This is a genomic window from [Ruminococcus] lactaris ATCC 29176 (genome assembly GCF_025152405.1).
Taxonomy (GTDB): domain Bacteria; phylum Bacillota; class Clostridia; order Lachnospirales; family Lachnospiraceae; genus Mediterraneibacter; species Mediterraneibacter lactaris.
Window position 1 is genome coordinate 1,480,009 of the sequence record NZ_CP102292.1, and the last position, 12,245, is coordinate 1,492,253.

Below are 12,245 nucleotides of genomic sequence, written 5' to 3' on the forward strand. Positions count from 1 at the left end.
TTTCTTTTGTGTCTCTGTGCTTAAAATAGTATTCTGATCAGCAGGCTCTTTTTCTCAGATCTGTCCGTCTATGGAATAATTTCCCAAAATCCGGAGATTTCTTGCCTCTTCCCGCAGACCTCTGATTGCATTCTTCACTGCCGCATCTTCCAGATTTCCATCAAAATCTACAAAGAAACGGTACTCCCACTGCTTGCCCTCGACCGGTCTTGACTCGATTTTTGTCATATTCAGATCATTATAAATAAAATGTGAAAGAATGTTATACAGTGAACCGCTTTCATGAGGGAGTTCAAACTCGATACTGATCTTGCTTGCATCTTTCAGAAAGATCTTCTGGTTTGTAACCACGATAAACCTGGTTGAATTATCTGCCTCATCATTAATCTCATCCACCAGTACTTCCAGTCCATGAATTTTCGCTGCATAAGTACTGCACACTGCAGCCTGTGCCTTATCCTGGTCTTCCAGTACTTTTTTTGCTGCGATCGCTGTATTTACAACACTGATCCTCTGCCAGTCTGAATGGTCATCCAGGAATCGGGTTGTCTGCATCAGTGCTTCTGCCTTAGAATACACCCTCTTAATCTCGCTTAACCTTGTTCCCGGAAGCCCTGAAAGAGTATGAACAACCGGAAGGATCGTCTCTGCTACAATATAATTTTCAAATTCATCCAGCAGATCATACATCTCGTTCACCGGACCTGCCGAAGAATTTTCAATCGGAAGAACTGCAAAATCCGCAGAGCCTTCTTCAATTGCCTCCATCGCATCCCGGAATGTCCTTACATGAAAGCAATTCACATCCTCCCCGAAGAACTGGTTCATTGCAGCCTGCCCGTAAGCCCCCTCTGTTCCCTGAAATACGACTCTTGCATTTTCTTTATCCAGGGAATGAATCTGAATAAACGGTAACCGCCCTAATGCTCCTGCCTCTACCAGTCTCTGGTACTGAAGTTTCCGGCTCATCGACATCACTTGAGAATACAGTTCTTTAATTCCCTTCTTATTAAATTCTCCCTGCACTTTTGAAGCCACATCTGCCAGTTTGTCTTTTTCTCTCTGACGGTCATAGACTTTTCTTCCGGCTTTTACTTTATATTCACCTACCTGCTGGCAGACATCCATTCTCATCTGATATAACTCTGCCATACGGTTATCAATCTCATCAAGCTGGTTTCTCAATTCTTCCAGTGTTGCCATATCTTTCTTCTCCTTTGCACATACTGATTTTTAGTATAATACATTTTTTCTTTAAAATCTACGACAGATTTCTAATCGGAGAATGAACGTTCCCTGAAATGAGGGAAAATCTCCCCTTATATTCTTTCTCATATACTTTAATTTGCTCTTGAAACCACCGCCAATTTAGTATATCATTATACAGAAAATAGATCAGATCTTTACAGGTTTCCGCCGTGGATCTCCTGTAACCGGTCACAATGCAATATCAATTAAAAAGGAGGGTTATATTATGAATGTGAATGAATGCATTACAACTCGCAGAAGTATCCGAAAATACAAGCCTGATCCCGTCGATCACTCTTTGATCGAATCGATCGTATCTATGGCATCCTATTCTCCTTCTTGGAAAAATACTCAGATCACCCGTTATATCGCAATTGATGATTCTTCTATTCTTAAAAAAATCGCAGATGATTGTACCCCGGTATATAATTCCAATATCATACAGCAGTCTCCCATGCTGATTGCCGTTACTTTTATTAAAGGAAGGTGCGGTTTTGAGCGTGACGGTTCTTATTCTACAAAAAAAGAAGACCGTTGGCAGATGTTCGATACAGGAGCTGCCTGTCAGACTTTCTGCCTTGCTGCAAAAGAGAAAGGGCTTGGCACTGTCATTATGGGCATTTTTGATGAAGACAAGATTACAGAACTTTTAGAGATTCCAGAAGAACGCGAACTTGCAGCACTCATTGCTGTTGGTTGGCCTGACATCGATCCGGAAGCTCCAAAAAGAAAGAGCGTGGATGATTTATTACAGTTCCGATAAGATATACATTTTTACAATTCTATGATACAAGGAGGTTTCCTGATGAAACATTTGATAAGCCCACTTGATCTTTCAGTGGAAGAATTAGACCAGCTTCTTGACCTGGCACAGGACATTGAAGCAAATCCAAAAAAATATGCCCATGCATGCGATGGGAAAAAACTTGCTACACTCTTCTATGAACCGAGTACCCGTACCCGTCTGAGCCATGAAGCCGCAATGCTGAATCTTGGTGGAAGTGTTATGGGATTTTCCTCTGCCGACTCCAGCTCTGCATCAAAAGGTGAGAGCGTTTCTGATACCATCCGTGTCATTTCCTGCTATGCAGACATCTGTGCCATGCGTCACCCAAAAGAAGGAGCACCGATCGTTGCAAGCCAGTATTCTACTATTCCGATCATCAATGCCGGTGATGGCGGACACCAGCATCCAACCCAGACGCTGACAGACCTTTTGACGATCCGCAATTTAAAGGGACGTCTTAACAATATGACGATCGGTCTCTGTGGAGACCTGAAATTTGGACGCACTGTCCATTCTCTGATCAACGCACTGGTTCGATATGAAGGAATCCGATTTGTCCTCATTTCTCCGGAAGAATTAAGACTTCCCGAGTATATCCGTCAGGATGTCCTGGACAGACAACAGATCCCATACGAGGAAGTAGTCCGTCTTGAAGACGCTCTTCCAAAACTGGATATCCTCTATATGACACGCGTACAGAAAGAGCGTTTTTTCAATGAAGAAGATTATGTTCGTATGAAAGATTTTTATGTATTAGATCAGGAAAAATTGGCTCTTGCACCGGAAGATATGTATGTTCTCCATCCACTTCCAAGAGTAAATGAAATTGCTGTTGAAGTCGATGACGATCCGCGTGCCGCTTATTTCCGTCAGGTACAGTATGGTGTCTATGTGCGTATGGCACTGATCCTTACCCTGCTGGACATTCACGTAGACTGACCGATTTTACGACTGACAACCATACATAATGAAAGGAGTACCTGAAATGGTAGAAAATACATTAACTGTAGGAAAGATTTCCGAGGGATTTGTACTGGATCATATTGAAGCCGGAAAGAGCATGGAGATTTATAAATATCTTCACCTTGACAAGCTGGACTGTTGCGTTGCTATTATCAAAAATGCAAAAAGTAATAAGATGGGGAAAAAGGATATCATGAAGATTGAATGCCCGATCGACTTCATGGATCTGGATATTCTCGGTTTCATCGATCATAATATCACTGTAAATATCATAGAAGATGGAAAGATTATTTCAAAAAAACCGTTGAAACTTCCGCGTGAGATCAAAAATATCATCCGCTGTAAAAATCCCCGCTGCATCACTTCTATCGAGCAGGGGCTGGATCATATTTTCGTCCTGACTGATGAAGAGAACCAGGTGTACCGGTGTAAATATTGCGAGGAGAAGTATCAGAGGAATTAAATTGCTCATTAAATTTGTAGTTGTTGGGGGGATACGCTTGTAAAGAAAAAGACTTCTTTGTGGCGAATCGGACGCAGAAAGCAGGGATATTCCTTCGCGGTGCAAGCCCGCTTTACCTCAGCCCGTTGACCGTTTGTAACTCGAAAGTGGAAATCTTCGTGCAAAGGCACTCGATTTACTTTCTCTAACAAACGCTGCAAAGTGTCTTCGGAACGCTCCCTGCTAATGCACCTGCTCAGGAACACCCTGCTTTCCGCTGACCATCTCGATAAGAAGTTTTTAGCTCCACAGCGTATTCACTCAACAATGCAAATTTAAAAAGAATAGAAAAAAGCCGGATGGCTATTGACTAAGATATTCGATCGTAAATATTAGACAGTAGATATGATATTTACTATTTGACAAATCCTTTATCCTAGTCGATAGCCATCCGGCTCTTTATTTCTTATTGGAATTTCGTCTTTGTTGAGAGAAAATGTTCTGGCATGAGGGAAAATTTTCTGATTTGAAAAGCCTAATATCCGCCCTTGCTGTTGCGTGAGCAGTGCATTGACAGGGAGCGTTCCGAAGACACTTTGCCCAACTTGTTAAGGAACGTAAACAGGAGTGCCTCTGCACGAGTGTTTCCACGTTCCTGTTACAAGTTGTCAACGGGCTGAGGTAAAGCGGGTCCTGCACTGCGATGCAACAACAAGGGCGGATATGAACGTTTTTTCATCAGATACTTTCTACTGCCGAGATATTTTCATTCCAACAAATACAAATTTAACACTCCTCCGCAATCTTATAGATCAACTGCTCTGTATCTTCCCATCCAAGGCATGGATCTGTGATAGACTTGCCATATGTCATATGATCTGAGATTTTCTGATTTCCTTCTTCAAGGTAGCTCTCGATCATCACACCTTTCACCATCTTCTTTACATCCTCGTTATATCTTCTGCTGTGGAGAACCTCGCTTACAATACGGATCTGCTCTTTAAACTGCTTATTTGAGTTAGAATGATTTGCATCAATGATGGCAGCCGGATTCTTCAGATTTTTCTGTCCATATACTTCCACAAGTCGGACAAGATCTTCATAATGGTAGTTCGGGATACACGTTCCGTACTTGTCTACTCCTCCACGCAGGATCACATGTGCCAGATCATTTCCATCCGTTGACACATCCATTCCTCTGTAAATAAAATTATGGGAACTCTGTGCCGCAATCACTGAATTTAACATGACTGAAAAATCTCCACTGGTCGGATTTTTCATTCCTACCGGGATGTCCATTCCACTGGCTGTCAGACGATGCTGCTGATTTTCAACTGACCTGGCACCGATTGCTTCGTATGAAAGAATATCATCCAGGTAACTTCTGTTCTCTGGATACAGCATCTCATCTGCTGCCGTCAGTCCGCTTTCTTTCATGGCACGGATATGCATCTTTCTGATTGCAATGATTCCTTCTAATAAATTAGGAGCCTGATCAGGATCCGGCTGGTGAAGCATTCCCTTATAGCCCTCTCCTGTCGTTCGTGGCTTATTCGTATAAATACGTGGAATAATCATCAAACGATCACTGACTTTCTCATTGACTTTTGCAAGTCGGTCTACATATTCGCATACAGAATCTTCCCTGTCTGCTGAGCATGGTCCGACAATCACAACAAATTTGTCTGATTTTCCTTCAAATATCGACCTGATCTCCTCATCTCTTTCTGCTTTCAGTTTCACCAGTTCTTCCGGCAGCGGATATTTTGCCTTCAGATATGCCGGTAAAGGCAGTTCCGTATTGATCTTCATTCCCATTGTATCGTCCTCCTGTTGTATTTTATCTGATGATCAGAAGTGCCAAGAAAGCACATTCCTGGATTTTGTGCGTTCATCAGTATCCTGCTTTTCTGACAGGATCATCCACTGATCGCCGCTTATGTAAGAAAAGGAGTTTCAAAGCTGAAACTCCTTACGTGCCGAGCAAAACGATAAGCCGGGTTATGTCGTTGGACAATCATCTGTCTAGGCATCACGTTACCGCAATGCTCAAGCGACCTACCTGAAACGTGACGGGCAGCCACATGGTTTCTATCCGGTCTTGCTTCGGATGGGGTTTACATATGCCCTCGCTGTTACCAGAGAGGCGGTAGTCTCTTACACTGCCTTTCCACCCTTACCACAGAAAAGTGACCTTTACTGTGGCGGTTTATTTCTGTTGCACTGGCCTTGGAGTCACCTCCACCGGACGTTATCCGGCATCCTGCCCTTTGAAGCCCGGACTTTCCTCGTCTGCAGCCTTTCGGCATTTGCCTCCGCGATTGTCTGTCTTACTCAGCACATCAAATAATTATACTAAGAAAGCATTAAAAAGTCTATAACTTTTTCACCACTTGCAATTTTGTTCCGAATTATACAATTTTTCCTGCCTGATACAGACAAATCAACAAGACCATTCTCCCAATTTCCTATATAATAAAATTAAGTATGTGTTGTTATGAGTAAATATATAACTCTCTCATTTTGCTCATTTCATATCGTACATTCAAAAGAAAGGAAGGAAGGGTTTTATGAAAAAGAAGAAGGACATGAAAAAGCCTCTGCTCGCAGCAGTTCTTGCCTGCAGTATGGTTCAGATTCCTGCCATTCCCGTTGCTGCTGCAGCACCGGAAAACCTTGCATTGAATCAGACTGTTACTGCAAGTTCTTATGAACAGCCAACGAATAATCCTGAAAAGACTTCTCCTTCAAAAGCGGTAGATGGTGACCTCACCACACGCTGGGGAACAGCTCAGAATCTGGCTGCGAATGAATGGATCAATGTAAATCTTGGTTCTTCCAAACAGATCCAGCAGATCAACATTAACTTTGAGCGAACCGATGACGCTCAGAACATTTTAGGTTATAAAGTTGAAATTGCCAACGGCAACGATACTTATACCGAAATTTACAGGAAAGAGGAAAAAGCAAAGCAAAAAGAAGTCATCAAACTGACATCTCCGGTCAGTGCTACGGACGTGAAAGTTACCATTCTTTCTGCCGATGCAGGAACGATCAACTGGGTCAATGTCGGAATCAATGAAATCGGAATCTACGGTTCTATTAACAACGATTATTCTCTCAGTGATGTAGCCGGTATGATCACCGGTGGTACAACCATTGCTGCCGATGTGGCAGATTTTCCAATGCCGACAGTACCTGAAGGATTTAACATCAGAATCAACGGAGCAGATTTTGAGCAGATTATTTCCAGGGATGGAAAGATTGTTCACCCACTGACAGATAAGACCGTAAAGGTATCCTACGTGATTACCAAAGAGGAAACCGGTGAAGAACTGGTGACAGATGATTTCACCTACACGATTGCCGGACAGCATACCACAAATGCTGCAAAAAATACAAAGCCATCCATTATTCCTGAAATTGCAGAATGGTATTCTGACAGCACTGATTCCGTTGCAACAGACAGTATCACTGCTGTTACTTATGATAATAATGCACTGGAAGATGTTGTTAATGAATTTATTGCTGATTACAAAGATTTCAGTGGCATTGAATTACAGAAAGTAAAAGGAAATGCAAAAGCAAATGCATTCAACTTTTCTCTTTCCGCTCCTGACGAACTGCTCGGTGATGAGGGATATACTATGAATATTCTTTCTGACCGTATCAATGTAGCTTCTGAAAGCACAGTCGGAAATATGTATGGTATGCAGTCAATCCTGCAAATGTACAAATCCAATCCAGATGCATTTTCGATTGGAACAATGCGGGACTATCCAAGATTTTCAACAAGAGGATTTGTTCTGGACGCTGCACGTAAACCAGTCTCCATGGACATGCTCAAAGAAATCTCAAGAACCATGCGTTACTATAAAATGAATGACTTCCAGGTGCATTTATCTGACAACTACATCTGGCTGGAAGATTATGGCAAACTGGATCAGGAAAATCAGGCATTCGATGCATATGATGCATTCCGTCTGGAATCCAGTCTCACAAATGATGCCGGTGAATCTCCGACAGCGGAAGATTATTCTTTCTCTAAAAAGGAGTTTAAAGAATTTATTCAGACTGAACGTGCTGTTGGTGTAAATATCGTTCCTGAAATTGATGTCCCTGCCCATGCAAATTCCTTTACGAAGGTATGGCCGGAACTGAAAGTAACCAATAAGACTTCTTCCACCAGTGCCAACCGGCCTCTCATCGACCATCTGGATATTTCCAAAACGGAAACCGTTCAGAAGATCGAGGAGATTTTCGATGACTATACTCACGGAAGTGATGCTACTTTTGACAGTGAGACAACCGTTCATATCGGTGCAGATGAATTTCTTGACAATTATTCTGCTTACCGTAACTTTATCAATACGATCATCCCGTATGTAAAGCAGACCAATACAGTCCGTATGTGGGGTGGTCTTACCTGGATCAAAGACAATCCGATTACTCAGATCAATGCTGATGCCATCGACGGTGTGGAAATGAATCTCTGGTCGAAAGACTGGGCTGATGGAATCGAAATGTATAATATGGGATATGATCTGATCAATACCATTGATGATTATGGTTATATGGTTCCTGATGGAAGTAAAACCCGTGCAAATTCTTATGGAGATCTGTTAAATACAAGCCGTATTTTCAGTTCTTTTGAACCAAATAAACTGAGATCCTCCAGCGGTTACGTTGCTGTACCTTCCGGTGATGATCAGATGCTTGGTGCTGCTTTTGCATTGTGGAATGATAATATCGATAAACGTGCTTCCGGACTTTCTGAATCTGATCTGTACTGGAGATTTTTCGATGCACTTCCATTTTACGCGGAAAAGACATGGGCTGCTACCGGACAGGAAAAAGGCTCTGCAGATGCTCTCAATACCCTTGCCACATCTATGGGGACAGGTCCGAACACCAACCCATATTATCAGGAGTCTTCTGTAGATAATATTTATGAATCTTATGATTTCAACAGTGGTAAAGGACTGGATGATACATCTGAAAATGACAGAGATCTCACACTTGCCTCTGACAGTACTGCAAAAGTACAGAATAAAGCTCTGGTTCTCTCCGGAGATAAGAGTTATGTAGAAACACCGATCGAACAGCTTGGTAATGGAAATGCACTTTCCTTTGATATCACACTTTCTTCTGAACCAGAATCCGGTGACATTCTGTTTGAATCTGACGCAGCATACGGAACTCATGATATCCGTATCATGAGCAACGGAAAACTCGGATTTACACGCGAATTGTATGATTATTACTTCGATTATACATTACCGGTCGGAGAAAAAGTAAATATCAAGATTGTGACCCAGCAGCAGGTAACAAAGCTGTATGTCAATGGCCAGTTCGTATCTAACGCGACCGGAGAATTTAACCATAATGGTACAACCAAGAAATCCGGTATTACAAATGCCACATTTGCTCTGCCGCTTCAGCGTATCGGTTCTGAAACCAATGCGGTTCAGGCAACCATTGATAATGTAAATGTAACCGCAGCAGATATGTATAATAAGTCCAAGTGGACCGGAACAACAAACTCCGAGACAACCTATAACAATGTAGAGGGACTTCTTCGCTATGCGTTCGACAACGATTACACCTCCAGATGGCATTCTAACTGGAAAGGTGCTACCGATAAACTGACAGGCAGCAATTCGTTCTATGCAGAGATCAACTTTGGTCAGAAATACACGATCAACCAGTTTTCATTTACTCCTAGAACAGATACAGCCAGTGGATATGTCACAAAAGCAGACCTTTACATTAAAGCAAACGATTCTGATGAATGGACACTTGTCGCACAGGATCAGACCTTTGCAGCAGATGCAGCTCAGAAGACATTCACTTTTAATGCACAGGAAGTTCAGTATGTAAAATTCGTTGCTAAAGCTTCCAGTGACGGATGGGTAGCCGTTTCTGAATTCGACATTGCCAATACTGCTCAGAATCCGGATCAGCCGGAAGCTGATAAGACGGCTCTTCAGGAACTCGTGAATCAGGCTGTAACTGATTTCACCGGTTATACATCAGAATCCGTAACTGCTTACAAAGTCGCTCTCGACAATGCAAAAGAAGTTCTTACAAATGAAGATGCAACCCAGGCAGAAGTTGATGAAGCTATTGCCGCCCTTACAAATGCAGTTCTTGTAACTGACAAATCTAAGCTTCAGGAGAAGATTGATCAGGCTGTAACTGATTTTGACGGATACACTGCTGATTCTGTAGCCGCTTACAAAGCTGCCCTTGCAAGACTCAACGAAGTACTTGCCGACACAGATGCTACTCCGGCACAGGTAAGCGAAGCAATCGCCGCTTTTGATCTTGCCAGACTCGTAAAAGACACATCGGATGATGGCAAGAAAGATGATGACAAGAAAGACGACGATAAGAAAAACGATGATAAGAAAGACGACAATAAAAAAGATGACAGCAAAAAAGAGGATGGAACGAACGATAATTCTTCATCCACAAATGGAAAAGCTGATAAGAAAGATACTGCATCAAAAGCTGCAAAGACCGGAGATGCATCCACTGCTCTTCCTTATATGCTCCTGATGCTTGCATCTGGAAGTGCTGTCGTGATTCTGAAAAAGAAAAAAGAACAGTAAGATCTTTTAGATCCCGTCAGAAAGGGCGTGTGAAACAAACGAAAGTTTTTCACACGCCCTTTTTCTATCTTTTTATTCCAATCCTTCATCCACGATCAGTTCATTCCCGTCTGCCGCAGTTGTTGCAAGCTGGTCACACCTTTCATTCTGAGGATGTCCGTCATGTCCTTTTACCCAATGGAAAGTAACCTGATGTCGGCTTTTCACTTCCAGAAGCCTTTTCCAGAGATCCACATTTTTCACCGGTTCATTCTTTCCACGTTTCCAGCTTTTTTTGATCCATCCGTCAACCCAGTGCTGGTTAAATGCATTCACCACATATTGTGAATCTGAATAAACCTCAACCGTACATGGCAGGTTCAATGCTTCCAGTCCTGCGATTACAGCCATCAGTTCCATCCGGTTATTCGTTGTCTTCGTATAGCCCTGCGACAGTTCTTTTGTATGCAACTGTCCTTTTCCGTCCACATACTCCAGTACAGCTCCATAACCTCCCGGTCCGTCCGGATTTCCCCTTGCTGCACCATCTGTATAAACTTTTACAAGCATTTATCCGCTCCTCCTTCTTTTATCTATTGCTGTAAAATGCTGCTGTACCTCACTCGGATCCTGTCATTTTCATCCATCTCATCCAACAGAAATACCTGCCCTGGCTTTTCAATCCTGACAATACGGTCTTCATAATCTTTCGCACATTTTTCCAGTGCCAGCCGGTTAAAAATACTGTAGTTTCCCCAAAAATGCATTGGGAATACTACTTTTGTTTCTGTCCTCTTCATAAAACAGTCAAGTCCCCAGCAATACTGTTCTCCCAGTCTTGGGTCTACCGGGACAAAAGCTATATCGATCTTCTCATCCATCAGACGGTTGATTTCTGCCTGATAAGCTCGACGCATCTCTGTATTTTTTTCATCCGGTTCCCCTTCCCAGTGCCACCAGTTCAGATCCCCAGCATGGTAGATCGTCTTGCCTGCATAATGAACAACAAAGGCTACTCCCTCATCCGTGGATCGAAGTGTTCTGATCTCTGCTCCCATCACTTCCTTCTTCTCATTTGGCTGCATCTGAACGATATCTTTTTCTGCTTTTATCTCGATATCAGATGACAGAACATACCGGATCTCCCTGAAATGCTTTCTCAGATTAAAAATATCCTTTCTATAATGATCATGGTGTGCATGGCTCACAAACACAAACATCTTTTTCTCCAGATCAATCTGCGGTAATCTGCCTTTATAATAATCAAATAAAAAATAAGCATCTTCTAATTCTACCAGAAAACCGCTGTGGTCTAAATACGTCACTTTTATCATACTGTTCCTGACTTCCTTACATTTTTTCTATAATTTTCGTAACCAGCCGCTCAAATTCTGCACTTCTCTGATCTGCAACAGCCTGTACCTCCTGATGGCTCAGTTCTTTTCCTGAAATCCCGCTTGCCATATTTGACACACAGGAAATCCCACATACACGGATTCCCGCATGTCTTGCCGCAACCGCCTCGCAGGCTGTACTCATTCCTACGGCGTCTGCCCCCAGAAGTCCATACATTTTAACCTCTGCCGGGCTTTCAAAATTCGGTCCTGTAGTCTGCAGATAGACTCCTTCCCGGAGGGGTACTCTTTCTTCCTCTGCAGTTTCTCTGATCAGATGTTGAAGTTCCTCATCATAAATATGAGTCATATCAGGGAATCTGGTTCCCAGTTTCTCTATATTCTGTCCGATCAGCGGAGAGGGAACAAAGCTTGCAATCTGATCCCGGATCATCATAAAATCGCCTGCCGCAAACTCTGGATTGATTCCACCGGATGCATTCGTCAGAAACAGAATTTCTATCCCAATCTTTTTCATCAGTCTGACCGGAAGAACTACCTCTTCCATCGAATATCCTTCATAATAATGCACTCTGCCTTTCATGACAACGACCGGTACTTTCCCGATCCATCCCAGTAAGAATCTTCCGTCATGCCCCTGTACAGTGGAAACCGGGAAATCAGGGATCTCCCGGTATGGAATTTCTTTTTCCACATGCATATTCTTTGCATATCCTCCCAGCCCCGATCCGAGAATCAGACCGACTCTGGGGTGAAAATCTGCAATACTTCTATAATATTCATAGCATCTTTCAAGCTTTTCATACTGTATACTCATCGTTTCCTCCTTAAAATCCCACAAGAAACTTCTGTTCTTT

Annotated in this window: 9 protein-coding genes and 1 other RNA gene; 4 read left to right on the forward strand and 6 right to left on the reverse strand. The window is 42.6% G+C overall.

Annotated elements, in window-relative coordinates:
- Positions 1 to 54: 54 nt before the first annotated feature.
- Positions 55 to 1,203, reverse strand: coding sequence for a prephenate dehydratase (gene pheA, locus NQ541_RS06995; RefSeq protein WP_005611791.1), 1,149 nt, complete (start codon positions 1,201 to 1,203; stop codon positions 55 to 57).
- A 271-nt stretch (positions 1,204 to 1,474) separates the two neighbouring features.
- Here pheA and NQ541_RS07000 point away from each other — a divergent pair, with 271 nt between their 5' ends.
- The 3 genes from NQ541_RS07000 to NQ541_RS07010 are packed head-to-tail and all read left to right on the forward strand — an operon-like array spanning position 1,475 to position 3,461.
- The gene (locus NQ541_RS07000; protein WP_005611789.1) at positions 1,475 to 2,011 is read left to right on the forward strand and encodes a nitroreductase family protein; all 537 of its coding nucleotides are present in this window, start codon (positions 1,475 to 1,477) and stop codon (positions 2,009 to 2,011) included.
- 42 nt (positions 2,012 to 2,053) lie between these two features.
- On the forward strand, positions 2,054 to 2,974 hold the full coding sequence (gene pyrB / locus NQ541_RS07005) for an aspartate carbamoyltransferase (RefSeq protein WP_023923069.1): 921 nt from the start codon (positions 2,054 to 2,056) through the stop codon (positions 2,972 to 2,974).
- 46 nt (positions 2,975 to 3,020) lie between these two features.
- A complete protein-coding gene (locus tag NQ541_RS07010) occupies positions 3,021 to 3,461 on the forward strand; it encodes an aspartate carbamoyltransferase regulatory subunit (protein WP_023923067.1) in 441 nt (146 codons plus the stop codon).
- Between the two features lie 765 nt (positions 3,462 to 4,226).
- Here the strand turns inward: NQ541_RS07010 and NQ541_RS07015 are convergent.
- Both NQ541_RS07015 and rnpB read right to left on the reverse strand, forming a co-directional pair.
- Positions 4,227 to 5,258 carry a 3-deoxy-7-phosphoheptulonate synthase gene (locus NQ541_RS07015; protein ID WP_005611781.1) on the reverse strand — a complete coding sequence of 344 codons (1,032 nt, stop codon included), beginning with the start codon at positions 5,256 to 5,258 and terminating at the stop codon, positions 4,227 to 4,229.
- A 158-nt stretch (positions 5,259 to 5,416) separates the two neighbouring features.
- Positions 5,417 to 5,777: RNase P RNA component class A (rnpB, locus tag NQ541_RS07020), an RNA gene on the reverse strand.
- A gap of 233 nt (positions 5,778 to 6,010) precedes the next feature.
- Here rnpB and NQ541_RS07025 point away from each other — a divergent pair.
- Positions 6,011 to 10,054: a discoidin domain-containing protein gene (locus NQ541_RS07025; protein ID WP_005611779.1), complete on the forward strand. Its 4,044-nt coding sequence runs from the start codon at positions 6,011 to 6,013 to the stop codon at positions 10,052 to 10,054.
- Positions 10,055 to 10,126: 72 nt separating this feature from the next.
- Here NQ541_RS07025 and rnhA read toward each other — a convergent pair whose 3' ends face one another.
- From rnhA to NQ541_RS07040, 3 genes are read right to left on the reverse strand one after another with little or no spacing between them, the layout of a single operon-like run.
- Positions 10,127 to 10,603, reverse strand: coding sequence for a ribonuclease HI (gene rnhA / locus NQ541_RS07030; protein WP_005611777.1), 477 nt, complete (start codon positions 10,601 to 10,603; stop codon positions 10,127 to 10,129).
- 23 nt (positions 10,604 to 10,626) lie between these two features.
- Positions 10,627 to 11,367 carry an MBL fold metallo-hydrolase gene (locus tag NQ541_RS07035; protein WP_005611775.1) on the reverse strand — a complete coding sequence of 247 codons (741 nt, stop codon included), beginning with the start codon at positions 11,365 to 11,367 and terminating at the stop codon, positions 10,627 to 10,629.
- 16 nt (positions 11,368 to 11,383) lie between these two features.
- Positions 11,384 to 12,205 (reverse strand): purine-nucleoside phosphorylase, encoded by an 822-nt coding sequence (locus tag NQ541_RS07040; protein ID WP_044940872.1) that lies wholly within the window; start codon positions 12,203 to 12,205, stop codon positions 11,384 to 11,386.
- Between the last annotated feature and the right edge of the window lie 40 nt (positions 12,206 to 12,245).

Coding starts and splice junctions, on each gene's coding strand:
- rnhA (WP_005611777.1), bottom strand. CDS start 10,603: ATGCTTGTAAAAGTTTATACAGATGGTGCAGCAAGGGGAAATCCGGAC.
- NQ541_RS07000 (WP_005611789.1), top strand. CDS start 1,475: ATGAATGTGAATGAATGCATTACAACTCGCAGAAGTATCCGAAAATAC.
- NQ541_RS07015 (WP_005611781.1), bottom strand. CDS start 5,258: ATGGGAATGAAGATCAATACGGAACTGCCTTTACCGGCATATCTGAAG.
- pheA (WP_005611791.1), bottom strand. CDS start 1,203: ATGGCAACACTGGAAGAATTGAGAAACCAGCTTGATGAGATTGATAAC.
- NQ541_RS07040 (WP_044940872.1), bottom strand. CDS start 12,205: ATGAGTATACAGTATGAAAAGCTTGAAAGATGCTATGAATATTATAGA.
- NQ541_RS07010 (WP_023923067.1), top strand. CDS start 3,021: ATGGTAGAAAATACATTAACTGTAGGAAAGATTTCCGAGGGATTTGTA.
- NQ541_RS07025 (WP_005611779.1), top strand. CDS start 6,011: ATGAAAAAGAAGAAGGACATGAAAAAGCCTCTGCTCGCAGCAGTTCTT.
- pyrB (WP_023923069.1), top strand. CDS start 2,054: ATGAAACATTTGATAAGCCCACTTGATCTTTCAGTGGAAGAATTAGAC.
- NQ541_RS07035 (WP_005611775.1), bottom strand. CDS start 11,367: ATGATAAAAGTGACGTATTTAGACCACAGCGGTTTTCTGGTAGAATTA.